Origin of the sequence: Nonomuraea sp. NPDC049141 (assembly GCF_040648415.1) — a bacterium.
In the GTDB taxonomy this organism is placed as follows: domain Bacteria; phylum Actinomycetota; class Actinomycetes; order Streptosporangiales; family Streptosporangiaceae; genus Nonomuraea.
Genome location: NZ_JBEZDR010000004.1, coordinates 588105 through 613354 on the forward strand (window position 1 = coordinate 588105; position 25250 = coordinate 613354).

The window sequence follows — 25250 nt, forward strand, 5'->3', positions numbered from 1 at the left end:
GAACCTCGCCCGGCGGCCGTTGCAGCACCGCACTCCCGGTTATCGCGGGGGTGGACTGGTGTCGGGATCCGGCTGGTCGTGGCGGGTGACCATGTCGATCAGCAGCCGGATCGGCAGGCCGGCCTCGGTCGGATAGCGGAAGTGCTCATCAAGGTTGAGTTTGTAGTGGTTGCGTCGCCCGACCCGATCGCGGGTGAGGTAGCCGGCCTGATGCAGGTCGGTCACGATGCCCTGCACGGTGCGTTCGGTGATGCCGATGCCGTCGGCGATGTCGCGCATCCGCGCCTGCGGGTTGCGGGCGATCTCCAGCAGCACGCGGGCGTGATGGGTGAGGAATGTCCAGGCGGACGAACGGTCGTCGGATGCGCTCACGGGTCTCACCTTCTCCGCCCCCGGCGCGGTTGTCAGCGGCGGCGGGGCGGACCGAACCCTCTTTCAGGAGATCCTATACGGAAGTGCCTTTCCGGTAACCGCCTTCGGGGATTACAGTTTAGAAGCGAGGAAGGCATTCCTCCTGCACTCGGCAGACCCCCGGTCCAACCCCGAGAGGACGCCATGACCGTCGTGCCGCCGCCGGCCCGCTGAGCAGCTCGCCAAGCCACCATGCCGCCCTTGAGCCTGAACAGCCGGCGCCTGATCATCGGCACACTGACCACCGTGGCCGGTGAGGTGGACGCCACCAACGCCGCCCGGCTGGAGACCTACCTCGCCCAGCAGATCCGGCCCGGGGAGCCGCTGTTGCTCGACCTCAGCGGGCTCACCTTCCTGGACAGCTTGGGCCTGTACGTGCTGATACGCCTCAACGCGGCACTGCGCGAACAAGGCGGAGCGCTCCATCTGGCGGCCGTGCACGAGACACCGGCCCGCCTCCTGAAGCTCACCGGCGTGTGGATGACCCTGAACATCCACGCGGGCGTGCAGCAGGCCATCACCAGCACGCAGGGCGAGCGGTTCCACCCGCAGGAGCCTGCTTAGTCGAGTTCGGACACCTGGTAATGGTTGATCTGATTGAGGCCGGGCGACTCCACCACCAGCATGGACAAGTACATCGATCGAGTCGGCTGGTCGGTGAAGGTGAAGGTGAAGGTGAGGTCGACGTCGCGCGTCGTGCTGTCCATCGAAACCTCCGGGCCGTGTTCAGTGTCCGGCGCTCTGGCCGCCGTCGACGTGCAGAATCTCGCCGGTGACGAACTGGGCCTGCTCCAGATAGACGATGGCCTCGACGGCGTCGTCGATTTCCCCCATCCGCCCGATCGGGTGCAGGCCGTCGAGGGTTTCGTGCGTTTCGGGCGGGTGCATCGGGGTGCGGATGACGCCGAGTGCCACGGCGTTGGCCCGGATGCCACGGGTCGCGTACTCGATGGCCAGCGCCTTGGTCACCGCGCTCAGACCGCCCTTGGTCAGTGAGGCGAGTGCCGAGGGCACCTGGGAGTCGGCGTAGTCGGCCAGGGACGAGGATACGTTCACGAGGTGGCCGCCATTGCCGTGGGCGAGCATCGCGGCGACGGCGCTGCGCGAGATGTCGAAGAAGCCGTACAGATTGATGCCGGTCACGGCGTCGTAGTCCGCGTCCGTGTAGTCGGTGAACGGCTTGCCGATGAAGATCCCGGCGTTGTTGACCAGCGTGTCGATCCGGCCGAACCGGGCCAGTGCCCGCTCGACCACCTGGGCGCCGGTGCCCCGCCGAGCCAGATCGCCGGGCACGGCGAGTATCTCGGAATACGCCCTTCGGAATCGAGATCGTGTCGTCTGGGGCCTGGTGGCCACTGTCCCGCGTTCGGCGGTCGGTCGAGCCAGGGAAAAGCCCTGGTCGTGCGCCGGTCGGACGCCAACGCGTGATCGTGTGCTCGCTTTGAGCAAACCTTTGTCGGGCGAAGATGCGGGCCTCGATAACGCCGTTGTAGCGTGTACGGGGGCCAAACCGCGACAAAGGCGGGCAAAGGTGGCATATCCGGTGCATAGCTCAGGTAACGGGGAAAAAGTAGACCTACTCGGGCGCCGGATCGAGTGCGCCCTCCTCGACCGGATGATCAGCGCCGTCCGCACGGGGGAGAGCCGCGCGCTCGTGGTCCGCGGCCCGCCTGGCGTGGGAAAGTCGGCGCTGCTCGACTACGTGAAGGATTCGGCCGACGGCCTGCGCGTGCTCCGTGCGGTCGGCATCGAATCCGAGATGGAGCTGCCGTTCGCCACGCTGCATCAGTTGTGCGTGCCGTTGCTCGATCGGCTGCGGAATCTGCCCGCACCGCAGCGCACCGCGCTCGAGACGGTGTTCGGGATACGAGCGGGGACCGCGCCCGATGGCTTCCTGATCGGGCTGGCGGTACTCGGTCTCCTGTCGGACGCTTCGGAGGTACGCCCGCTGCTCTGCGTGGTCGACGACGCCCAGTGGATGGACCGGGCCTCGGCGCAGGCCCTGGGCTTCGTCGCGCGCCGGCTGCTGGCGGAGTCGGTCGCCCTCGTCTTCGGCGCCCGCGAGCGGGCTCAGGACCTGCTCGGACTGCCGGAACTGGAGGTCACCGGGCTCGGTGACGCCGCCGCGGACACCCTGCTGAACTCGGTCACGCACGTCCGGCTCGACCGGCAGATCCGCGATCGGATCGTCGCGGAGACCGAAGGCAACCCCCTCGCCCTGCTGGAACTGCCTCGCGGCCTGACCGTCACCCAGCTGGCCGGCGGATTCGGCCTCCTGCACGCCGACACGCTGCCGGGCCGGATCGAGCAGAGCTTCCTGAGCCGGATCGAAGAGCTGCCCGAGCAGACCCGGCTGCTCCTGCTGATCGCCGCCGCCGAGCCGGTGGGCGACCCCGTCCTGGTGTGGCGTGCCGCCGGCCGGCTCGGCGTGACGCCCGCGACGGCCCTGGCCGGCGGCACGGACGGGCTGCTGTCGTTCGACGTACGCGTGACGTTCCGTCATCCGCTCGTGCGGTCGGCCGTGTACCGATCGGCGACGGAAGAGGAGCGCTGGGCGGCCCACCTGGCGTTGGCGGAGGTCACCGACAGGCAGGTCGACCCGGACCGCCGCGCCTGGCACCTCGCGTGCGCCGCGGCCGAGCCGGACGAGTCCGTCGCCGCCGAACTCGAACGGTCCGCTGGCCGTGCGCAGGCGCGCGGTGGGCTGGCCGCCGCGGCGGCGTTCCTGCAGCGTTCCGTGGCGCTGACCGTCGACACCTCGCGGCGCGCGGACCGCGCGGTGGCGGCCGCGGACGCCACCTTCGAGGCCGGCGACCTCGACGCCGCACGGAGATTCGCCGACATCGCGGAGCGGGACGCCCGGAGCGAGTTCCAGCGGGCGCGAGCCCACCTCGTACGGAGCCGGATCGCGTTCGCGGCCGACCTCGACAGTGAGGCGCCGCGCACGTTGCTGACGGCCGCGCGGCGGCTGGAGCCCTTCGACAGGGACCTCGCGCGCGAGACCTACCTGATCGCCTGGGGTACCTCGGCGTTGCTCGCGGACGCGGACAGCCTCAAGGCGATCTCCCAAGCGATGAGAGCTCTTCCGGCGGCGACGGGAGCCCCTCACGCCCTCGATCTCGTGATCGAGGGCTGCGCGCTGCTCGTCACCGACGGCCGGGCCGTTGCCGTTCCCGTACTGCGGCGGGCAGCGACCGCGCTCGCGGACCTTCCGGCGCGCGACGTCCTGAAGTGGGGCTGGGTGGCCGACGTTGTCGGCTCGGCCGTCTGGGACGACCAGGCCATGCGCATGATGGGCAGCCGGGCGGTCGAGGTGGTACGCGCCGCGGGGGCCCTGACCGATCTCCCGCTCTGTCTCGCGTCGCTGGGGATGGCGGCCACGTGGACCGGCGACTTCTCCGCCTCGGCGGCGGCCGTCGCCGAGGCCGAAGCCATCGCGGCGGCAACCGGCGTTCCCGGCGCGCCGCACGTCAGGCTCCGGCTCAGCGCCTTGCGGGGCCGGAGCGCCGAGGCCGAGGCGCTCATCGCCGAGACGATCGAGGAGGCCGGTGCGGGTGGCCCGTCGATGGGGGTCGCGGTCGCCCAGTGGGCGGCCGCGGTCCTCTACAACGGGCTCGGCCGCTATCAGCAGGCGATGCCGGCCGCCCAGGCCAGTACGCGGCTCGCGCAGCCGTGGATCTCGGTCTGGGCGCTGCCCGAACTCGTCGAGGCGGCGGCGCGCGTCGGTGACGAGAAGGTCGCCCGTGACGCGCTCGAACGACTGGCGGACGCGGCGGAGCCGTGCGACACCGACTGGGCGCAGGGAATCCTGGCCCGCTCCCGGGCGCTGCTGAGCGACGGAGCGCCTGCGGACCGCCTCTATCGCGGGGCGATCGAGCGGCTGGCACGCACGCTGCTGCGTCCCGAACTCGCGCGTGCTCACCTGCTGTACGGCGAGTGGCTGCGCCGGGAGCGTCAGCGGATCGAGGCGCGGGATCACCTGCGTACGGCGTACGAGATGTTCGTGTCGATCGAGATGGAGGCGTTCGCCGAACGCGCCCGCCACGAACTGCTCGCCACAGGGGAAACCGTCCGCAAGCGCACGAACGAGGCGTCGTCCAGTGACGAGCTGACGCCGCAGGAGAAGCAGATCGCGCTGCTCGTACGGGACGGCTTCTCCAACCCGGAAGTCGGCACCCGGCTCTTCCTCAGCCCGCGGACGGTCGAGTGGCACCTGCGCAAGATCTTCACCAAGCTGTCGATCACCTCCCGCAGGCAACTGCGCGATGCTCTTCCCCGGGCTACTTCAATGCCTTCAACAGCCGCTCCGCCAGGACCGCGGCCGAATGGGGATTCTGCCCGGTGATCAGGTTGCGGTCCTCCACCATGTACGGCTCCCAGATCGCGCCGCGGCTGAACTCGACGCCGACCTTCTCCTTCAGCTCGTCCTCCAGCAGCCACTGCGTCCTGGAGGCCAGCCCGACACCCTCCTCCTCATCACCTGCATCGGACCGTGGCCGCCGGGCAGGTAGACCGCGTCGTAGTCTTCGAGGCGGACGTCCGACAGCCTGATCGGCCGCCGCATCGTCTCCGCGGAACGAATGATGGCCTCCAGATCGAGGGCGCCCTGCACACCGCCCGCCATTTCCGGACGCAGGCTCATCATGTCGACGTTCGGCGTCACACCGTTGGGTGTCGCGACCACGACCTCGTGGCCTGCCTCTGTGATCGCCTTGTACGGGTTCGCGAACTCCTCGGCCCAGTAACCCGTCGCGTATCTCGTGCCGTCCTTCAACGTCAGGTACGTGGCTCCGGTGACCACGAAAAGTAGCTTCGCCATCGATCGCTCCTCCCGTCCGAGGCCGGCGTCCGCGCCGTCTGATTCAGGTTTGCGCACAAGGCGGCAGGTGGCACCCGTGGGACACCCTGGTCCCCTCCCTGGCCCGCGTGCGGCCGGTCGGGTCAGAGGCGGGTAGGGAGGGTGCCGAGATCGGTGACGACCCGGGCGAAGGCCCGGATGAGGTCGTTCTCCGCCTCTGTCCGCCAGCCCAGGCCGAAGGTGAGAGCCCGCAGGTCGGTGATGGGCAACCAGGTGATGTCGGGACGGGAGAAGTAACGGGCGGAGTGGGCGGGCAGGACGTTGACGATCTCGCTGATGCTGACGAGGGAGAGCAGCTCGTCCATGTTCGTGACGAGCGGGCCGCGTTCGATCGGGTAGCCGCGCGGGGTCTGGAAGGGGACGAAGCCGTCCTCCCAGTAGGCGGGAACGGGCCTGGCTCCGGAGTGCCGGAAGTGGGCGATGTCCTCCACGGAGACCGCCGATCGCCCGGCCAGTTCGTGGTCGGCGGCGACGGCCAGCAGGCGGGGGTCCGCGAACAGGGCCGGGCCGACCGTGAGGTCGGGCTCCTCGACGGGCAGCCAGGTGACCAGGATGTCGGCCTCGCCACGCCGCAGGACGCCGAAGGGGTCGACGAAGGCGGCGTGGCGGAGCTGGAGTTCGCAGTACGGATGGTGGGTGCGGAAGGTCGCCCAGTAGGGACGCAGGTCGTGGGTGTTGACCGGCATCATGCCGATCCGGAGCCGCGCGGTCTTGCCCTGGGCGGCCAGCTTGGCCCGCCGCATGCTGTCCATCAGTCCCGCGTAGAGGGGCCGGAGATCGTCGCGTAGCTGCTCGCCGACCGGTGTCAGCCGGACCGTCCGGCTGGTCCGGTCGAACAGGAGGGCGCCGATCTGGCGTTCCTGCTTCTTGATCGCCTGACTGATCCGGGCGGGAGTCACGTGGAGCCGCTCGGCGGTCCGGCCGAAGTGCAGCTCTGCGGCCAGCGTCAGGAAGATCTCGATGTCACGCAGCTCCATGACCCTCCCTCACGTCAACTCACCGAGTGACGCACGTTTTATCACCTGGCCGGCAGCGACGGCGGACACAGCTCTGCGAACCGGGCCATACCGGCACCCCGCGCGGACGGCTACGGTTTGGGCGTGAGGACGATTGACTGGGTAGACGGCGCGGTCGAGCTGGTGGATCAGACGCGGTTGCCGGACGAGTGCGTCATGGTACGGATCGAGACCGTCGCGGACCTGATCGACGCCATCCGGCGACTGGCCGTGCGCGGGGCGCCCGCGCTCGGCGTGGCCGGGGCGCTCGGCGTCGTGCTGGCGGCCGGCGACCAGGACGCCATGGCGAGGCTGCGCGCCGCCAGGCCCACCGCCGTGAACCTCGCCTGGGGCGTCGACCAGGCCGCCGCCCACCTGTCCCAAGGTCGGCAGGCCGTGCTCAAGGCAGCGCTGCGGATCCGCGACGACGACATCGCGGCCTGCGAGGCCATGGGCAAGCGGGGCGCCGACCTCCTCGAAGGCGACCGGCTGCGCATCATGACCGTGTGCAACACGGGCGGGCTGGCGGCCGTCGAACGGGGCACCGCGCTCGGCGTCGTCCAGACCCTGCACGAGCGCGGACGGCTGGCCGAGGTGCTCGCCCTGGAGACCCGGCCCCTGCTGCAGGGCGCCCGGCTCACCACCTGGGAGCTGGCCAGGATGGGCGCGCCGCACCGGCTCATCGCCGACTCCGCCGGACCGTACCTGCTGGCCAAGGGCGGCATCGACGCGGTGCTCATCGGTGCCGACCGCATCGCCGCCAACGGCGACACCGCCAACAAGATCGGCTCGTACGCGCTGGCGCTCGGGGCGGAGCGGGCCGGGGTGCCGTTCATCGTCGTCGCGCCCGAGACCACCATCGACCAAGCCACCCCGTCCGGCGAGCACATCGAGATCGAGGACAGAGGCGCCGACGAGATCGTCACCATCAGGGGTCGGCGGGTGGCGCCGGAAGGCACGCGGGCGCTGAACCCGGCGTTCGACGTCACCCCGCACGATCTCATCACCGCGATCGTCACCGACAAGCGGGTGATCAGGCCTTAAGCCGGTATAGGTGCCAAAATAACCAGATCTACCCACCTTTCCGCGCACTCCGGGCTACGCTCAGTGGTCACATTTCCCCTACCCCCGGAGAGCACAAGGTGGCCATCGACCTCGTGTTACGGCGCGACTGGCAGGCCCGTGAGCGGCACGGCGACTACACACAGCTCGACTCCACCAAGGGAGTCAAGGTCCATTACACGGGCGGCCGGGTCGATCCGGGCATCGTCGGCGACCACGCGGTCTGCGTGTCGCTGGTGCGGTCGATCCAGGGCTACCACATGGACGGCAACGGCTGGATCGACATCGGCTACTCGTTCGTGGCGTGTCCGCATCGCAAGGTGTTCGAGGGGCGGGGGCTCCACCACTTACCCGCGGCCAACGGGGCCGGGCTCAACTCCGGCCACTACGCCGTGCTCGGCCTGGTCGGCAACGCCGGGCTGGTGGAGCCGCCCGACGGAGTGCTCCACGCGATCCTGGACGCGGTCGAGTACGTCCGCGAACGCGGCAACGCCGGCAAGGAGATCAAGGGACACCGGGACGGCTACTCGACCGACTGCCCGGGCGAACCCCTCTACGCGTGGGTCAAGCGCGGCGCGCCCCGGCCGGGTGACACCACCCCGCCGCCCAACCCGCCGACGGCGCCGCCGTTCCCCGGGCGCCTGCTGAAGTACCCGCCCGTGATGCGTGGCGAAGACGTGCGTACGTGGCAGCAGCAGATGAAGGTACGCGGCATGGAGATCGACGTCGACGGCGCCTACGGCAGCGGCTCCCGCGACGTATGCCTCCGTTTCCAGCGTGAACAGGGCATCGACGACGACGGCATCGTCGGGCCGACCACCTGGCGGCTGTCATGGGAGGCACCGCTGACCTGATGGTGGGGTCGGTCAGGGGCGAGCCCGGGGTTCCTGGGTTCGGCGGGCAACGCCTACTATCCGAAACATGCATCTCGCAGCGGGCTTTCCTACCACGAACCGGGACGATTGGCGGGCCCTGGCGCTCGAGGTTCTGCGTAAGTCGGGTGTCGAGGCCGGGTCGCCGGAGGAGGCGCTGGCCGGCCTCACCTACGACGGGGTGACGCTCGCTCCGCTCTACGACGCCGCCGACCTGCCCGAGCACCTGCCGTGCGCTCGCCGGGCGGCGGGCGCCGGGTGGGACGTGCGGCAGCGGCACTCCATGGCCGACCCCGAGGCCGTGCTGGCCGATCTGGAGCACGGGGTCACCTCGCTCTGGCTGGTCCTGGGTGACGGCGCGATCCCGGTCGGGCGGCTCCCCGACGTCCTGCGGGAGGTCTATCTGGACCTCGCGCCGATCGTTCTGCAGGCCGGGGCCGAGACCCGGGAGGCCGCCGAGGTCCTGTTCGGGCTGGCGGCGGAGCGCGAGGTCTCGCCGATGGGCAACCTGGGCGCCTCGATCGGTACGGCGGGACGGGACGCGACGGTCGAGCTGGCGGTGCGGTGCTCGGAGGGCTTCCCCGGGATGCGGGCCGTCATGCTGGACGCCACGCCCTACCACGACGCGGGCGGGAGCGACGCCGACGAGCTCGGCTGCTCGATCGCGCTGGGGGTCGAGCACCTGCGGGCGCTCACCGGCGCGGGCCTGAGTGTCGGGCAGGCGTTCGGGCAGCTGGAGTTCCGCTATGCCGCCACCGCCGATCAGTTCGCCACCATCGCCAAGCTGCGGGCCGCGCGTACGCTCTGGGCGCGGGTGGCCGAGGTGTGCGGGGCGGCGGACGGCGGGCAGCGGCAGCACGCGGTGACGAGTTCCGCCATGATGACCGCCCGCGACCCCTGGGTGAACCTGCTCCGCACCACCATCGCCTGCTTCGCCGCCGGGGTGGGGGGTGCGGACGCGGTGACCGTGCAGCCGTTCGACGCGTGCCTGGGTCCGCCGGACGCCTTCGCCCGGCGGATGGCGCGCAACACGCAGGCGCTGCTGCTGGAGGAGGCTGGAGCCGGGAGGGTGGCCGACCCGGCGGGCGGTTCCTGGTACGTCGAGCGCCGCACCGCCGACCTGGCCGACCGTGCCTGGGCCTGGTTCCAGGAGATCGAGGCGGCCGGCGGGATCGGCGCGGCGTCCGGGCTGGTCGCCGGGCGGATCGCGGACACCAGGCAGCGCCGTGCCGATGACATCGCCCACCGGCGCTTCCCGATCACCGGCGTGAGCGAGTTCCCCGACCTCGCCGAGAAGCCGGTCCGCGGACAGCCCGTCCCGAGCGCCGGCGCGGGCGGGCAGCCCTCGCGTGAACGGGTTTCCGAGGGCGAGGCGGGCCTTGAGGGGTTGCCGGAGATCCGGTACGCCCAGGAGTTCGAGGCGCTGCGGGACCTCGCTGACGCGCGGCCGGAGCGGCCCGTGGTGTTCCTGGCCACCATCGGCCCCGTCGCCGCCTACACGGCCCGTGCCGCGTTCGCCGCGAACCTGTTCCAGGCTGGCGGCCTCGCCACCGAGTCCGCAGGGCCGGGCACCGACCCCGACCAGATCGCCACCGCCTTCGCCGTCAGCGGCTCGACCGTCGCCTGCCTGTGTTCCAGCGCCAAGATGTACGGCCTGCACGCCGAGGCCGTCGCCGCCGCGCTGAGACGGGCGGGCGCGAGAAAGGTCTGGCTGGCGGGGAAGGGTGACTACGAGGGCGTCGACGACCGCCTCTACGCCGGGTGCGACGCACTCGCCGTGCTCCGCACGACCTTCGACGACCTGGAGGTGACGCGATGATCCCGGACTTCTCGGCCATCCCGCTGACCGGCCCTGACCCCGACGAGCCCGCCGGGGTCAGTGAGGGCCAGGTCTGGGAGACACCCGAGGGGATCGCGGTCAAGCCCGTCTACACGGCCGACGACCTCGGCGGGCTCGACTTCCTGGGGACATATCCGGGCGCCGCGCCGTACCTGCGTGGCCCCTATCCGACCATGTACGTCAACCAGCCCTGGACGATCCGCCAGTACGCGGGCTTCTCCACGGCCGAGGACTCCAACGCCTTCTACCGCCGCAACCTCGCCGCTGGGCAGAAGGGGCTGTCGGTGGCGTTCGACCTGGCCACGCACCGGGGCTACGACTCCGATCATCCGCGGGTCGCCGGGGACGTGGGCATGGCCGGGGTGGCGATCGACTCGATCTATGACATGCGGCAGTTGTTCGACGGGATCCCGCTGGACCGGATGTCGGTGTCGATGACCATGAACGGCGCGGTGCTGCCCGTGCTGGCGCTCTACATCGTGGCGGCCGAGGAGCAGGGGGTGGCGCCCGAGCAACTGGCCGGCACCATCCAGAACGACATCCTCAAGGAGTTCATGGTCCGCAACACCTACATTTACCCCCCGGCCCCATCAATGCGCATAATTTCGGATATTTTCGCTTTTGCCAGTGAAAAGATGCCGAAGTTTAATTCCATCAGCATCTCCGGCTACCACATTCAGGAGGCCGGGGCCACCTGTGACCTTGAGCTGGCCTACACCCTGGCCGACGGGGTCGAATACCTGCGGGCGGGCGTCGCCGCCGGGATGGACGTCGACCGGTTCGCGCCCCGGCTGTCGTTCTTCTGGTGCATCGGCATGAACTTCTTCATGGAAGTCGCCAAGCTGAGAGCCGCCCGCCTCCTCTGGGCCAACCTCGTTTCCGGATTTAACGCGAAAAATCCGAAATCGCTGAGTCTCCGTACCCACTCCCAGACCTCCGGCTGGTCCCTCACCGCGCAGGACCCCTTCAACAACGTCGCCCGCACCTGCGTCGAGGCCATGGCCGCCACTCAGGGCCACACCCAGTCCCTGCACACCAACGCCCTCGACGAGGCGCTCGCGCTGCCCACGGACTTCTCCGCCCGGATCGCCCGCAACACCCAGCTCCTCCTCCAGCAGGAGTCCGGCACCACCAAGGTGATCGACCCGTGGGGCGGCTCCTACTACGTCGAACGCCTCACCCACGACCTGGCCGAACGCGCCTGGGCCCACATCCAGGAGGTCGAGGCCGCCGGTGGCATGGCCCGCGCCATCGAGGCCGGCCTGCCCAAGCTCCGCATCGAGGAGGCCGCGGCCCGCGCCCAGGCCCGCATCGACTCGGGCCGCCAGCCCGTGATCGGCGTGAACAAGTACCGCAGCGACGCCGACGAGCCGATCGAGGTGCTCAAGGTCGACAACAGCTCCGTACGGGCGCAGCAGCTCGACAAACTCCGCAGACTCCGGGCCGAACGCGACGAGGGCGCCGTGACCCACGCGCTCGACGCCCTGACCAAGGCCGCCGGCGACCCCGCCCCCGGCCTCGAACACAACCTGCTCAAGCTGGCGGTCGACGCCGCCCGCGCCAAGGCCACCGTCGGCGAGATCTCCGACGCGCTGGAGCGCGTCTTCGGGCGCCACGCCGAGCAGGTCCGTACCATCTCCGGCGTGTATCGCGACGAGGCGGGCCCGACCGCCAACATCGAGCGCGTACGGCACGCGTGCGCCGCCTTCGAGCGCGCCGAGGGCCGTCGCCCGCGCATCCTGGTGGCCAAGATGGGCCAGGACGGCCACGACCGCGGCCAGAAGGTGATCGCCACCGCGTTCGCCGACCTGGGGTTCGACGTGGACGTCGGCCCGCTGTTCCAGACGCCGGAGGAGGTGGCGCGGCAGGCCGTCGAGGCCGACGTGCACATCGTCGGCGTGTCCTCGCTGGCGGCCGGCCACCTGACCCTGGTGCCCGCGCTCCGGGAGGCCCTGGCCGGGCTGGGCGCCGACGACGTGATGATCGTGGTCGGCGGCGTCGTCCCGCCGGGCGACTTCGACGAACTGCGCGCGGCCGGCGCCTCGGCGATCTTCCCTCCCGGTACGGTGATCGCCGACGCCGCCATGGACCTGCTGGAGGAGCTCGCGTCCCGCCTGGGGCACTGAGCCGGGCTCACTCCATCCGGTCGAGGGCGCACATCTTCACGGAGATGGCGCTCTGCCGGCTGCCCCCGCTGACCACGTTGAAGGCGACCCGGTGCGTGCCCTGCGTCTTGAACGACCCCGCCGGCAGGTAGACCTTGTGGGGCGTCACGGCCGGGGTGCGGCCCAGGTTCTGGCCGTCGACGAGCCAGCGGTAGGTGAAGGCGTGGCCTTTGGGGCCGTCGATGACGGCGTACACGTTGAGGTCGCTACGCCAGCAGCCGCCCAGGTCGACGCCTTCCGTGCGCAGACTCACGGACCGGACCCCGCCGCTCGCGGTCGTCGGCTCGGCGGTGGGTTTGGTGGCGGTCGCGGTGGTGCTGGGCTTGGCGCTCGGTTTGGTGGAGGGCTTGGTCGTCGGCGGGGTGGTCGTCGTGGCTCGGGTGGGCTGCTTGCGTCCGGGGGAGGGCGTGGTGGACGGCCTGCTCTTGGCTCCGGTGGACTTGGTGGGAGACGCGCCGGTGGGGGAGGGGCCTGTGGGGCTGGGCGTGGGGGTGGTGAAGGCGCCGATGATGTTCGGGAGGCGTAAGGATGGCACCACCCAGACGACGGCCGTCACCACCACTCCCGCCACGGCCACCGCCGCACCGCCCACGAGCAGCGCCCGGTTGCGCCCCCGGTGCGGCCCGCCTCCACTGGACGGCCCGGCCCCGTTCCACGGCCCGGCCGCGTTCTGGGGCCCGCCCCCGTTCCACTGCTCGCCTCCGCTGGACGGCCCGCTTTCGGCCTGCGGTGCCGCCGCGTTGGGCGCACCGGCCGCATTGGGCCAGCGGGGTTGGCCGGGTAGGCCGTATGCGGCTGGATATCCGTTTCCGGCCGGCTCGGGGCCCGCGCGGCCGGTCCCGGCCGGTCCGGGGGTCGGGAATCCGCTCCCGGCACCCGGTGCGTGACCGCCTGGCAACGGGTTCGCCGTACCGCCGAGCAGTCGCAGCAGGACGTCCTGCATGGTAGGGCGGCGGGCGGGGTCCTTGGACAGGCACGCGTACACGATCGGCCGTAAGCCGTGCGGCAGGTCGCCGAGTTGGGGTTCGTTGTTGAGGATGCGGTTGATCACGGCAGGCAGCGCGTCGTTGCCGAACGGCGGCACCCCCGACGCCGCGTACACGATCACCGACGCCCACGCGAACACGTCCGCCGCAGCCCCGACAGCCATCCCGCCCAGTTGCTCGGGCGCCATATAGGCAGGAGTGCCGACGATGCCGCTGGTGACCGTGAGCGCCGCGCCGGAGGCACGGGCGATGCCGAAGTCGATGACCCGGGGGCCGCCGGGGCCGAGCAGGACGTTCGCCGGTTTGAAGTCGCGGTGCACGACGCCCGCACGGTGGATGGCGGCCAGCGCCGTGGCCGTGGCGACCGCGAGGCGTTGCAGGCCCGCGCCGGTGTGCCGGCCGGCCTCCTGGAGCGAGGGGCCCTCGACGTACTCGGTCACGATGTACGGCCGGCCGCTCAGCGAAGCGTCGAGCACCTGCGCGATGCAGAACGGCTCCACCCGCCGCGCCGCCGCGATCTCCTTGGCCAGCCGGTCGTCGTGGGCCGAACCCGTCCGCAACACCTTGACGGCCACCTGCGTGCCGTCCGGGGCGTACCCCAGGTAAACCACGCCCTGACCGCCCGCGCCCAACCGCCTGGCCAGCCGGTACGGGCCGATCTCGGTGGGATCGTCCTGCGTCATCAGTCTTCGATGGAGCAGACGGTGAACGAGGTGGACCTGCTCTTGGCGACCGGCGACGTCAGCTTGAACGTGACCGTGTGCGTGCCGGCCGACACCATGTAGCCCAGCGAGCCCTCCCAGCCGGTGTACTCGCCATGGCCGATCAGGCCCCCGCGGCGCATGACGGTCTTGCTGTCGATGACCCAGGCGAAGTTGTACTTCAGAGTGCCGTACTCGCCCGCCGGCGTCTTGTCCGTCTCCACCTGGGTTTCGAAGTTGACCGGCGGCATGAGGCAGCCGTTCGTGGGATGGGCGCCGTGGACGGTGATGGCGAGGATCGAGAGGTTGGCCCTCGTGGTGGTGGGCTTCTTCGTGGTGCGGGTGGGCGTGGGTGTCGTGCGTTCGGGGGAGGGCGTGGGGCTCGTCGTGGGTGTCCGGGTGGGGGTCGCGCTGGGTTTCGGCGTGGGCTTGTGGGTGGTCTTGCGCGGGCGCGGCCGGTGGCTCTTCGACGGGGTGCCGTCCGAGGTGGGGACGTCTGCCTCGGTCACGGAGGTGCTGGAGGAGGGGGCGGCGGCCGGCGGCTGGGTCCCCGTGCCCGGCGGGAAAGCGAGCGTCACGGCGGTGGCGATGGACGCCATGATCGCCACACTGCCCCCACCGGCGAGTAACGGGATGAGCACCCGCCCACGTCCCGCCGCCTGCCCCTGCTCCGCACCATGCCCGTGCCCGGCCGCCCGCCTGCCCGGCTGCGTGCCCGGCCCGGCCCCAACCGGAACCGGCCCCCAAGGCTGCGCGCCGTGCCGGGACCCGCCCGGAGCGCCGGGTTCGGACCCGCCCGACGCGCCATGTCCATGCCCGCCTGGCGAACCGGGCCCGATCGGCCCGCTGGGCTGGGTGCCATGGCCGGGGCCCAGCGGCCCATGGGCGGCGGATCCCAGGAAGCCCGGTCCGGTGCCCGGCGGTTCATGCGCTGCGGGCGCCGGGAAGCCCGGTCCGGCGCCTGTAGTACCGGATGGCTGGCCGCCCAGGAGGCCGAGCAGGACGTCCTGCATGGTCGGGCGGCGGGTCGGGTCCTTGGACAGGCACGCGTACACGATCGGCCGTAAGCCGTGCGGCAGGTCGCCGAGCTGGGGTTCGTTGTTGAGGATGCGGCTGATGACGGCGGGCAGCGCGTCCTGCCCGAACGGCGGCTCCCCGCCGGCCGCGTACACGATCACCGACGCCCACGCGAACACGTCCACCGCCGGCCCGACGGCCGCCCCGGCAAGCTGCTCGGGCGCCATGTAGGCGGGGGTGCCGACGATGCTGCTGGTGACCGTCAGCGCGGAGTCCGTGGCGCGGGCGATGCCGAAGTCGATGACGCGCGGCCCGTCCCGCCCGAGCAGCACGTTCGCCGGTTTGAAGTCGCGGTGCACGATCCCGGCCGCATGGATGGCGGCCAGCGCCGTGGCGGTCGCCACGGCCAGCCGTTGCAGGTCGCCGCCGGTGTGCCGGCCCGCCTGCTGGAGCGACGGCCCGTCCACGTACTCGGTCACGATGTACGGCCGGGCGCCCAGCGAAGCGTCGAGCACCTGCGCGATGCAGAACGGCTCCACCCGCCGCGCGGCCGCGACCTCCTTGGCGAAGCGGTCGTCCCCGGCCAGCCCGTCCTGCAGCACCTTGACCGCGACCGGCCCGCCGCCCGGCGCCTCGGCCAGGTACACCACGCCCTGACCGCCCTCACCCAGCCGCCCTACCAGCCGGTACGGGCCGACGGCGCCGGGATCCTCCGGCAGGAGCGGTTCGACGCGCGGCATCAGGGCGTCTCACGCGGGCACAACGTGACGGAGACGCTCCGCTGCCTAGCCACGGGAGAGGTGATCCGCAGAGTCGCGGAGTGGGTGCCGCCGGTGCCCTTGAGGGTGCGGGGCGAGGTCAGGTACAGCTCGCCGTCCTTCGGGATGACGGCCGTCGACCGCGACACCGGCTTGCCGTCGATGATCCAGGTGAAACCGAAGTTCACCGCCTTGCCCTGGCGCTGGACCAGGCCGGTCAGCGTCACCTGGCCGCCGGTGTAGCACCCGTTGCCGAGCGCGCCGCCGACGCGGACGTACCGGACCTTGAGCTGCCCGGACGTGGTCGCGGGGCTTGCGGTGGCGGTGCCGTTCTGGCTCGCCGGGTCCATGGTCGGCTGGGAGGTGTCCGTCTTCTTCGGGCGTGGCGTACGTGTCGGCGAGGCGGACGGGCTCGGTGTGCTGGTGGAGCTGCCCGACTGGTTCTTGTTCTTCGGCTGCGGGGTCGACGGGGTCAGCCACACGATCGCCCCGGCCAGCGCCAGCACCGAGATGCCGGAGGCGCCCGCGATGACGGCGGTCTTCCCTCGCCGCCGCGCCCGCCCGGCTCCCGGCCCGCCGTCGCGCCCGGCCGCCTGCCCTTGTGCGGTGGTCTGGTCCTGCTCGGCGCCATGCCCCGCTTGGCCGGGAGCGGCGCCGTACCCGACTTGGCCAGGCTCGGCGCCGTACCCGGCATAGCTCGCCTCAGCGCCGTGCGCGGCTTGGCCCGGCGGCGGTGTCGCCGGGCGGGACTGGCCGCCGAGCAGGTGCAGCAGCACGTCCTGCATGGACGGGCGGCGCGCCGGATCCTTGGTCAGGCAACTCAGCACCACCGAACGCAGCGGCTCCGGCAGCTCTCCCACCTGTGGCTCGCTGTGCACGATGCGGTTGATCACCGCGGGCAGCGAGTCGTCGCCGAACGGCGGCACCCCCGACGCCGCGTACACGATCACCGACGCCCACGCGAACACATCCGCCTGAGCCCCCACCACCTGGCCGGCCAGCTGCTCGGGCGCCATGTAGGCGGGCGTGCCGACGATGCTGCTCGTCGAGGTCACCCCGGAGACGAGCGCGCGGGCGATGCCGAAGTCGATGACGCGGGGGCCGTCCCGCCCGAGCAGCACGTTCGACGGCGTGAAGTCCCGGTGGACGACGCCCGCCTGATGGATGGCGGCCAGCGCGGTGGCCGTCGCGACCGCGAGCCGCTGCAGGTCCGCCCCGCTGTGCCGGCCCGCGTCCTGGAGCGACGGCCCGTCCACGTACTCGGTCACGATGTACGGCCGGCCCGACGTCGAGGCGTCGAGCACCTGCGCGATGCAGAACGGCTCCACCCGCCGCGCGGCGGCGACCTCCTTGGCGAAGCGGTCGTCGCCCGCGATGTCCTCGCGGAGCACCTTGATCGCGACCGGCGCCCCGTTGCGCGCCTGACCGAGGTAGACCACACCCTGACCGCCCGCGCCCAGCCGCCCGACGAGCCGGTAGCGCCCCACCACTGCCGGGTCGCCCGCACGCAAGGGTTCGACATTGGGCATAAGGGGAGTGACTCCTGTGACAGGCGAGAATAGACGTCCAGCACCCTAGCGCCAAAAGTCAGGATTTGTGGAAGTTACGCTTACCGAGCGTAGAAAAGGAGGGACGAGTGCGTTCGCTGGAGGACTATGCCCGCGGCGTGCGAGAAGGGTCGCGTACGTGGATCGCCCGCGCGATCACGCTCGTCGAGTCGACCAGGGCGGACCACATCGCGCTCGCCCAGCGGCTGCTGGTCGAGCTCACCCCGCTGTCCGGCCATGCCACCCGGGTGGGCGTGTCCGGGGTGCCGGGCGTCGGCAAGTCCACCTTCATCGACGCCCTCGGCACCATGCTGACCGGCCAGGGCCACAAGGTCGCCGTACTGGCCGTGGACCCCTCCTCCACCCGGACCGGCGGGAGCATCCTGGGCGACAAGACGCGCATGGCCCGCCTCTCGGTGGACCCTGGCGCGTTCATCAGGCCTTCGCCCACGTCGGGCACTCTGGGCGGGGTCGCCAAGGCGACCAGGGAGGCCCTGGTCGTGGTGGAGGCGGGCGGGTTCGACGTCGTGCTCGTCGAGACCGTGGGCGTCGGCCAGTCGGAGACGGCGGTGGCCGACATGGTCGACACGTTCCTGCTGCTCAGCCTGGCGCGTACCGGGGACCAGCTGCAGGGCATCAAGAAGGGCGTGCTGGAGCTGGCCGACGTCATCGCGGTCAACAAGGCGGACGGCGAGCACGAGCTGGCGGCGCGTAAGGCGGCGCGGGAGCTCGCGGGGGCGCTGCGCATGCTGCGTTCCGACTCCGCGCCGCCGCCGGTCCTGACGTGTAGCGGCCTCACGGGCGCGGGGCTCGACGAGCTGTGGCGGAAGGTACTCGCCCACCAGAAGTCGCTGGACCTGGCCGCCAAGCGCCGCGGCCAGCAGGTGCAGTGGACGTGGACACTGGTCCGCGACCGGCTGCTCACCGAGCTCCGGGACGCGCCGGAGGTGGCGGCGATCGCGGACGAGGTCGAACGGGACGTCCTCGCGGGCACCCTCACCCCTTCGCTCGCCGCCGATCGCCTGCTGAAGGCTTTCCAGCGCCCCTGACCGACGACCGGCTGAGGTGAGTGATCCTCGGGTTGAGATTCCTCCTCCGCTGAGTGGAATATCCCATCCGCTCCTACGCGCCGTAACCGATCAGTGACGTGATCCATGCCACCATGGCGCACATCGAACGCGGGGAGGGGCCCATGGAATCGGAGCTGCCGCAGGCGGTCACAGGAGCACTGGAGGAGTACGAGCGGCTGCTCGGCGAGCACGGCATCACGTGGGGCGAGCCGGAGATTCCCTACGTCAAGCTCTTCGCCAGGCGCAGGATCCTGGCTCCCGCCCAGATGGACCTGTTCTGGCGGCTGGCCTTCCGCCGCCTCGCCGAGCGTCACCCCGGCGAGGCCCTGGACCAGCTCGCCACCCGCCTGGCGGAGCCGGACTTCGACGAGCTCCTGCGTGACACGCTCGACGGCGAACTGCCCGCCCACCTGGCCGCCCTGCGCCTGACGGCCATGGGCGCCGTCCTGGACTGCGAACCGATGACGGTGGTGGACCACGCCAGGACACGGATCGCGTTGCTGGTCGACTCGCGCCGCGACGCCGCCGGCACCGTCGTCGTGGACGGCGCGGAACGGGTCGTCGCGCCGCGCGGCGCCTGGCTGGTCGAGATCGACCGCGACAGCACGGTCACCGTCGACGGAACGCCCGTGCCGATCGACGGGCTGGTCAGGACGGCCCCGGCCGCCACGGTACGGCTGAGCGCCGGATTCCCCTGCCGGTGGAGCGTCACCGGCGCCGACGGCCAGGGCTGGTTCCCCGAGGCGGTCCCGCACCGCCACGACTTCCACGGCCGCCCGTACTTCCACGGCGACGACCTCGTCCTGCGCGTCCCGGCCGAGCCGCTGACGATCACGGTGACGAGGGGCATGGAGTACGGCGAGGCCACCACGGAGCTCACCCCGGAACCGGGCGAGGAGCGCCTGGTACGGCTGGTCCCGCAACGGATCTACGACGCCGCGGCCCTCGGCTGGTACGGCGGCGACCTGCACGTACACCTCAACTGGGCCGGCGACGTGGTCGGCGGCCCGTCCGACGCGGCGGCGGCGCAGCACGGCGAGGACCTGCACGTGCTCAACCTGCTGGCCGGCAACGTGTCGGGCGCCCGCGTCTACGACCGGGCGGCGCTCGACCACTGGGGCGGCGAAGATCTGCCCTGGTCCGACGCGACCCACGTGGCCAGGATGGGCGCCGAGTACCGCAACGACCTGCTCGGCCATGTCTACGCCTTCGCGCCGCGGGCGGCGCCGGAGCGCTTCCACACCGGGTTCGACGGCGACGCCGACTGGCCGCCCAACGCCGAGGGGCTGCGCGAGCTGCGCGGCCTGGGGGCGCTGGTCGGCTACAGCCATCCGTTCCACCAGCCGATCGGCGACGGCGACTCGCCCAAGTCCATCGTGTGGCCCGCGCCCCGCAACTGCGCGGCCAGGGAGCTGGTCGCCGACGCCGCGCTCGGGCTCGTCGACAGCCTCGACGTGCTGACCCACTCCTCGATCACGGGGACCGCGGCGGTGTACCGGCGGCTGATCGGGGCGGGCAACCGGCTGGCCGTCACCGCGGGCACCGACTCGATGATCTCCTTCACCCGGGCCGGCAACCAGTCGAACCCGCCGGGCTGGGCCCGCGTCTACGCGCAGGTGGAGGGCACGCTGACCGCCGCGTCGTTCGCCGACGCGGTGCGGGCCGGCCGTACGTTCGCCACCACCGGACCCTGGCTGGAGCTGTCGGTCGACGGGTACGGGCCGGGCGACACGATCGACGCCCGCCCCGGCGACCGGCTGACGGTCACCGCCACCGCCATCGGCCCGGAGGTCACGGCGGTCCGCGTCCGCACGGCCGAAGGCGTCCACGCCGGAGCCGAGCGCCTCCCGTCGGGCGAGCGCTGGGGCGGCGAGGTACGCGGCCTGGAGCCCGCGACCAGCCCCGGCGACTGGGCCGAGGCCGGCGGCCGCCCGCCGACGCTCCACCGGCGCGGCGAGGAGGAGGTGCTGAGCGTGACGGTCGAGCTGGAGGCAGGCGATCCCACGTACGTGATCGCCGAGGCCCTGTGCGACCCGCACCCGCGCACGCTCAACCACACCGGCTACGCCCTGACCAGCCCCGTGCACGTGGACGTCGACGGCGAGCGGGTCGCCAGGCAGGCCGACGTCCGGTGGTGCCTGGACTGGCTCGACCTGCTCGAAGGGCTCATCAGGCAGCACGCCAGGCTGGCCGGCCGCGACCAGCTCGCCGACCACCTGGCCGTGCTGCGACAGGCCAGGGCGGTCTACCGGTCGCGCGTACGCTGAGGCCGATGGACATCGAGACCCTGCTCCGCGGCCACCCCGACTGGCTCGGCCACCTCGAGTCCGGGGGCGGCATCGCGATCGCCTTCCCCGAAGACCTCGCGGACGAGCTGGTCAGGCTCGCCGTGCCGCACGAGGACATCGGCGCCGTCCTGGCCGCGCTGCCGGAGCCGGGCGGCCCGCTGTGGTGGCTGGCGGAGCGCTGCGTCCGCTCGCTGGTGTCGGCGATGGGCAGCCTCGACGTGTCGCCCCCGCCCTTTCCCGAGGTGCCCGAGCTGGGCCCGTACTTCTTCGTGCACGTGTTCGTCGCCGCCCTGCCGTACACGAGGGAGTATCACCGCGAACGCGGCGTCCCCGCGGAGGTCTCCCGGGCCACCCTCGCCGACCTGGGCCGGAACCTGGCCGTGCACCGCAAGCGGCACGGCACCGGCGGCCTGAACGTGCCCAAGTGGTTCATGCGGCACGCCCGCGGCCTCCTGTACGAGCTGGGCCGGCTGCAGTTCGAACGCACCAGGATGGGTGGCAGGACCGGCGAGGGCGTCCGGGTGGCCGGGCCGGGGGACCTGGCGCTGGGCGTGCACATTCCCGACTTCAAGGGCTCCATCACGCCCGCGGCCTGCGACGCGTCGTTCGAGCAGGCCAGGGAGTTCTTCCCGCGCTGCTTCCCGGAGGAGCGGTTCGCGGTCGCGACGTGCCACTCGTGGCTGCTCGACGAGCAGCTCGCCGGATACCTGCCCGCGGACTCCAACATCGTCGCCTTCCAGCGCCGCTTCCACCTGCTGCACCGCACCGACTCCCGTGACGTGCTCGACTTCGTCTTCGGGTCCGAGGCCGCCGCCACCGAACTGCCCCGCCGCACCCGGCTGGAGCGGGCCATCGCCGACCACCTCGCCACGGGCGGCAACTGGTACGTCCGGGCGGGCTGGCTCCCGCTCTGACCAGAGCGATGCGCGCATTCTGGCCGCATGTGTTAAATTTTGGCCATGCGGTCAGAAATTGAGTCGGGCGGCCAGAAGGCGCGCTCGTTCATCGAGGAGGCGCGGCGGGCCCAGATCGTCGCGTCCGCGATCGAGGTGATCGCCGAGTCGGGGTTCGCCGCGGCGTCGCTGGCCCAGATCGCCAAGCACGCCGGCATCAGCAAGGGCGTCATCTCCTATCACTTCGCCGGCAAGGACGAGCTGATGGAGGAGGTGGTCAACCAGGTCTACACCGGGATCGGTGAGCACGTGCTGGCCGAGATGAAGGGTGAGGAATCGGCCACGGGCCTGCTCAGGACGTACATCCTGTCGATCGCCGAGCACATGAGGGCGCATCGGACGCAGCTCAGGGCGCTCGGCCAGATCTTCTACAACCTGCGCACCGCCGACGGCCAGCCGCGTTACGGCATCAAGGCCAATGAGGAGACCTACGCGGCGCTGGAGCGGATCTACCTCGCCGGGCAGGGCAGCGGGGAGTTCCGGCAGTTCGACGTGCGGGTGATGGCCGTCACGATGTCGTCGGCCATCGACAGCATGTTCGGCTACTGGGTGACCTACCCCGACCACGACCTGGACGCGCACGCCAGAGAGCTGGCCGACCTATTCGAGAGGGCTGTTCATTGAAGACCGAGCTGAGGACGACCACCCGGCTCTTCGCCATCGACAACCTGCGCATCGTGCTGACCGCTCTGGTGGTCATCCATCATGTCGCGGTCACGTACGGAAATATCCCGCTCTGGTACTACACCGAGCCCGCCAAGGACCCGTCGGGGGTCATGCTGGACATCCTCGTGGTGTTCAACCAGGCGTTCTTCATGGGCTTCTTCTTCCTGATCTCCGGCTTCTTCACACCCGGCTCCTACGACCGCAAGGGCGGGCGGGCGTTCCTGCGGGACCGCCTGGTCCGGCTGGGCATTCCGCTGCTGGTGTTCCTGCTGCTGCTGCGGCCGTTGGTGACGTTCGGCTCCTACAAGTCCGAATACGCCTCGGTGCCGTACTGGCAGTACTACCTCGGGTCGTGGGACCCGGGACCGATGTGGTTCGTCGAGGTGCTGATCGTGTTCGCCGCGCTCTACGCGCTGTGGCGGCGCTTCCGCGCACCGGCGGAGGTAGAAGTCGGAGCGCGGGACTCTGGGCTGCGGCTGCGCTGGATCGTGCTGTTCACCGTCGGCCTGGCGGTGGCGACCACCCTGTGGCGGATCCCGGTGCCCGTCGGCTCCTACGTGCCGGTGCTCGGGCTGCCCACGCCGTACTACCTGCCGCAGTACGCGGCCATGTTCGTGGTCGGCCTCATCGCCTTCAGGCGCGGCTGGTTCCTGGCCCTGCCCGCCAAGGCCGGAGTGCTCGGGCTGGTCAGCGCGGGCCTGGTGACCGTCGTACTGCTGCCGCTCGGGCAGCTCACCACGGGTCTGCTGTCGACCGCCGTGACCGCCACCTGGGAGTCGGCCTTCGCCGTCAGCCTGATCATCGGGCTCACCGTGATCTTCAGGGAGCGGTTCAACCACCAGGGGCCGCGCGGCAAGTGGCTGTCGGCCCAGGCGTTCACCGTGTACATCATCCACCCGCTGGTCCTGGTGCCGATCGCCTACGCGCTGGCCGGGCTGCAGGCCATCGCGGTCGTCAAGTTCGCCGTGGCGGCGGTCATCGCGGTGCCGGTCTGCTGGGGGCTGGCCTACCTGGTGCGGTCGCTGCCGGGCGCCAAACGGGTGCTGTGACAGGTCTACGCGGGGCCGTCGTAGAACGAGTCGAGCGTGTCGCCATAGCGTTCCTCGACGGCCTTGCGCTTGACCTTGAGGCTCGGCGTGAGCTCGCCCGTCTCCACCGTGAAGTCCACGGCCAGGATGGCGAACTTCTTGACCGTCGCGTAGCTGGCCTGGTCGGCGTTGACCTGCTTGACCGCGCTCTCGACCTCGGCGCGCATGCGCGGATGCTCGCGCAGCTGCTCCGGGTCGGTGGGCAGCCCTTCGGCCTGGGCCCACGGCTTGACGACCTCCATGTCGAGCGTCACCAGCGCCGTGACGTAGTTGCGCCGGTCGCCGTGGATGAAGACGTGCGACAGGTACGGGCAGGCGGCCTTGATCCGGCCCTCCAGGTAGGTGGGGGCCACGTACTTGCCGCCTGAGGTCTTGATCAGCTCCTTCTTGCGGTCGGTGATCATCAGCCGCCCGGCCTCGTCGAGCTCGCCGATGTCGCCGGTGTGCAGCCAGCCGTCGGACAGCGTGGCGGCCGCCTCCTCCGGCAGGCCGTGGTAGCCGCGCATGACGCCGCGCCCGCCGATCAGGATCTCCCCGTCGTCGGCGATCCGCACCCGGGTGCCGGGCAGCGGCGGCCCGACCGTGCCGAACCGCACCGAGTTCGGCCGGTTCAGGAAGCTGCCCGCCGACGACTCGGTGAGTCCGTAACCTTCGAGGATCGTCAGGCCCGCCCCGTCGAAGAACTCGCCGATGTCCTGGTTGAGTGGCGCCGAGCCGGAGATGAAGTAGCGGATCCGGCCGCCGAACCTCGCCCGCAGCTTGGCGAACACCAGCCGGTCCGCCAGCCCGTACTCCAGCCGGGTGGTGAGCGGGATCGCCGCCCCGCGCTGGCGGGCCTTGCTGACCCGGATGCCCGTCTCCCGGGCCCAGGCGAAGATGCGCGCCTTGACGCCGCCCTCGCGCTGCACGGTGGACACCACGGTGTTGTGGATCTTCTCGAAGATGCGCGGCGCGGCGGCCATGATGGTCGGCCTGAGCGTGCCGAGGTTCTCGGCGATGCGGTCGAGCCGGCCGTCGATCACGGTGGCCACGCCGAGGTCGATCATCACGACCTGCAGCAGCTTGCCGAACGAGTGGGACAGCGGCAGCCAGAGGAAGTGCAGGTCGGCCTCGGAGATCAGGTCGATCTTGCGGACCGCGTCGGCGGCGTACAGCCAGTTGTCGTGGGTCAGCTCCACGCCCTTGGGGCGGCCGGTCGTACCGGAGGTGTAGATGAGCGTCGCCAGATCGTGCTCGCCGATGGCGTCGACCATCGCGTCATAGTCGCTCTGTGTGTCCTGGGTGGTCAGTGAGTCCAGCGTGACCACCCAGCCGTCGTCGGCGGGCGCGCCGTCGATGACGACCACGTGGGTGACGTCGGGCAGCTCCTTCTGTACGGACCTGAGCTTGGCCACCTGGTCGTCGTTCTCGGCGACGACGATCGTGCTGCCGGAGTCGGTGATGACGAAGGCCGACTCGGCGGCGGTGTTGGACGGGTAGATCGTGGTGGTCGCGGCTCCCGTGGACAGCACCGCGAGGTCGGTGAGCACCCATTCGAGCCGGGTGGAGCAGAGGATCGACACGCGGGTGCCCGGACCGGCGCCCAGGGCGGCCAGGCCGAGCGCGAGCCCGCGTACGCGTTCGCCGACGTCCCGCCAGGTCAGCGAGGTCCAGCCAGCCTCCGACGGCACCCGATAGGCCTCCGCGTCGGGAGTGGCCGCGACCCGGTCGCGTAGCAGGGCGGGGATGCTGGACATGCCTGACCTCCTGGTGGGGGTGATGCTGCCGACTCTAGATCCCGCGCCCCACGCCAGTCGATGCCCTTCAGCCCCGCCGTACGTCCCCACGCGGCCGGGTGATGGCGACCATGTGCGCGGTCCGCACCTCCCACGCTCCGCAGGCGCAGCGCAGGTAGGACACGACACCCTCGGAAGTGGAGTGGGAGGAGACGACGGCGAGAGCCAGCGGATCGTGAACATGGCTGGAAGGCATGA

General features: G+C 71.2%; 21 protein-coding genes. 11 read left to right on the plus strand and 10 right to left on the minus strand.

What is annotated here, in order from left to right:
- Window positions 1–39: 39 nt before the first annotated feature.
- Window positions 40–372, minus strand: a complete 333-nt coding sequence (locus AB0B91_RS14990) for a helix-turn-helix domain-containing protein (protein ID WP_358318833.1) — start codon at window positions 370–372, stop codon at window positions 40–42.
- Window positions 373–612: 240 nt separating this feature from the next.
- Between AB0B91_RS14990 and AB0B91_RS14995 the strand changes: the two genes are divergently transcribed.
- Entirely contained in the window at window positions 613–975 is a 363-nt protein-coding gene (locus AB0B91_RS14995) for an STAS domain-containing protein (protein ID WP_358318834.1), read from the plus strand.
- Here the strand turns inward: AB0B91_RS14995 and AB0B91_RS15000 are convergent.
- Entirely contained in the window at window positions 972–1118 is a 147-nt protein-coding gene (locus tag AB0B91_RS15000) for a hypothetical protein (RefSeq protein WP_358318835.1), read from the minus strand. The two genes, AB0B91_RS14995 and AB0B91_RS15000, sit on opposite strands and share 4 nt — an antisense overlap.
- A 19-nt stretch (window positions 1119–1137) precedes the next feature.
- On the minus strand, window positions 1138–2046 hold the full coding sequence (locus tag AB0B91_RS15005) for an SDR family oxidoreductase (RefSeq protein ID WP_358318836.1): 909 nt from the start codon (window positions 2044–2046) through the stop codon (window positions 1138–1140).
- Between AB0B91_RS15005 and AB0B91_RS15010 the strand changes: the two genes are divergently transcribed.
- The gene (locus AB0B91_RS15010; RefSeq protein WP_358318837.1) at window positions 1955–4756 is read left to right on the plus strand and encodes an AAA family ATPase; all 2802 of its coding nucleotides are present in this window, start codon (window positions 1955–1957) and stop codon (window positions 4754–4756) included. The two genes, AB0B91_RS15005 and AB0B91_RS15010, sit on opposite strands and share 92 nt — an antisense overlap.
- Window positions 4757–4828: 72 nt before the next feature.
- On the opposite strand, the gene AB0B91_RS15015 is transcribed toward AB0B91_RS15010, so the two are convergent.
- Together AB0B91_RS15015 and AB0B91_RS15020 are read right to left on the minus strand one after the other, a co-directional pair.
- Complete coding sequence (locus AB0B91_RS15015; RefSeq protein ID WP_358318838.1) at window positions 4829–5230, minus strand: type 1 glutamine amidotransferase domain-containing protein; 402 nt, start codon at window positions 5228–5230, stop codon at window positions 4829–4831.
- A 122-nt stretch (window positions 5231–5352) separates the two neighbouring features.
- Window positions 5353–6246: a LysR family transcriptional regulator gene (locus AB0B91_RS15020; protein ID WP_358318839.1), complete on the minus strand. Its 894-nt coding sequence runs from the start codon at window positions 6244–6246 to the stop codon at window positions 5353–5355.
- 123 nt (window positions 6247–6369) lie between these two features.
- Between AB0B91_RS15020 and mtnA the strand changes: the two genes are divergently transcribed.
- The 4 genes from mtnA (at window position 6370) to scpA (ending at window position 12164) form a co-directional block, all read left to right on the plus strand.
- The gene (gene mtnA, locus AB0B91_RS15025) at window positions 6370–7308 is read left to right on the plus strand and encodes an S-methyl-5-thioribose-1-phosphate isomerase (protein ID WP_358318840.1); all 939 of its coding nucleotides are present in this window, start codon (window positions 6370–6372) and stop codon (window positions 7306–7308) included.
- A 98-nt stretch (window positions 7309–7406) separates the two neighbouring features.
- On the plus strand, window positions 7407–8180 hold the full coding sequence (locus tag AB0B91_RS15030; protein WP_358318841.1) for an N-acetylmuramoyl-L-alanine amidase: 774 nt from the start codon (window positions 7407–7409) through the stop codon (window positions 8178–8180).
- Between the two features lie 67 nt (window positions 8181–8247).
- Window positions 8248–10017 carry a methylmalonyl-CoA mutase subunit beta gene (locus AB0B91_RS15035; protein WP_358318842.1) on the plus strand — a complete coding sequence of 590 codons (1770 nt, stop codon included), beginning with the start codon at window positions 8248–8250 and terminating at the stop codon, window positions 10015–10017.
- Entirely contained in the window at window positions 10014–12164 is a 2151-nt protein-coding gene (gene scpA / locus AB0B91_RS15040) for a methylmalonyl-CoA mutase (protein WP_358318843.1), read from the plus strand. Before AB0B91_RS15035 ends, scpA begins: the two co-directional genes overlap by 4 nt.
- 7 nt (window positions 12165–12171) lie before the next feature.
- Here the strand turns inward: scpA and AB0B91_RS15045 are convergent, their stop codons facing one another.
- Genes AB0B91_RS15045 through AB0B91_RS15055 form a run of 3 tightly spaced genes read right to left on the minus strand, consistent with a single transcriptional unit; the run spans window position 12172 to window position 17194 of the window.
- Window positions 12172–13872 carry a serine/threonine-protein kinase gene (locus AB0B91_RS15045; protein ID WP_358318844.1) on the minus strand — a complete coding sequence of 567 codons (1701 nt, stop codon included), beginning with the start codon at window positions 13870–13872 and terminating at the stop codon, window positions 12172–12174.
- The gene (locus AB0B91_RS15050; RefSeq protein ID WP_358318845.1) at window positions 13872–15647 is read right to left on the minus strand and encodes a protein kinase; all 1776 of its coding nucleotides are present in this window, start codon (window positions 15645–15647) and stop codon (window positions 13872–13874) included. The genes AB0B91_RS15045 and AB0B91_RS15050 overlap by 1 nt, the downstream gene beginning before the upstream one ends.
- Entirely contained in the window at window positions 15647–17194 is a 1548-nt protein-coding gene (locus tag AB0B91_RS15055; RefSeq protein WP_358318846.1) for a serine/threonine-protein kinase, read from the minus strand. The genes AB0B91_RS15050 and AB0B91_RS15055 overlap by 1 nt, the downstream gene beginning before the upstream one ends.
- Window positions 17195–17301: 107 nt before the next feature.
- On the opposite strand from AB0B91_RS15055, the gene meaB reads away from it, so the two are divergent.
- From meaB to AB0B91_RS15080, 5 genes are all read left to right on the plus strand, one after another.
- A complete protein-coding gene (meaB, locus tag AB0B91_RS15060; RefSeq protein ID WP_358318847.1) occupies window positions 17302–18261 on the plus strand; it encodes a methylmalonyl Co-A mutase-associated GTPase MeaB in 960 nt (319 codons plus the stop codon).
- Between the two features lie 143 nt (window positions 18262–18404).
- On the plus strand, window positions 18405–20549 hold the full coding sequence (locus AB0B91_RS15065; protein ID WP_358318848.1) for a CehA/McbA family metallohydrolase: 2145 nt from the start codon (window positions 18405–18407) through the stop codon (window positions 20547–20549).
- Window positions 20550–20554: 5 nt separating this feature from the next.
- On the plus strand, window positions 20555–21484 hold the full coding sequence (locus AB0B91_RS15070; protein WP_358318849.1) for an acyltransferase domain-containing protein: 930 nt from the start codon (window positions 20555–20557) through the stop codon (window positions 21482–21484).
- 45 nt (window positions 21485–21529) lie between these two features.
- Complete coding sequence (locus AB0B91_RS15075) at window positions 21530–22147, plus strand: TetR/AcrR family transcriptional regulator (RefSeq protein ID WP_358318850.1); 618 nt, start codon at window positions 21530–21532, stop codon at window positions 22145–22147.
- Window positions 22144–23238, plus strand: coding sequence for an acyltransferase (locus AB0B91_RS15080; RefSeq protein WP_358318851.1), 1095 nt, complete (start codon window positions 22144–22146; stop codon window positions 23236–23238). Before AB0B91_RS15075 ends, AB0B91_RS15080 begins: the two co-directional genes overlap by 4 nt.
- Window positions 23239–23243: 5 nt before the next feature.
- On the opposite strand, the gene AB0B91_RS15085 is transcribed toward AB0B91_RS15080, so the two are convergent.
- A complete protein-coding gene (locus AB0B91_RS15085; protein ID WP_358318852.1) occupies window positions 23244–25013 on the minus strand; it encodes a long-chain fatty acid--CoA ligase in 1770 nt (589 codons plus the stop codon).
- 67 nt (window positions 25014–25080) lie between these two features.
- A complete protein-coding gene (locus tag AB0B91_RS15090) occupies window positions 25081–25248 on the minus strand; it encodes a hypothetical protein (protein WP_358318853.1) in 168 nt (55 codons plus the stop codon).
- Window positions 25249–25250 lie beyond the last annotated feature (2 nt).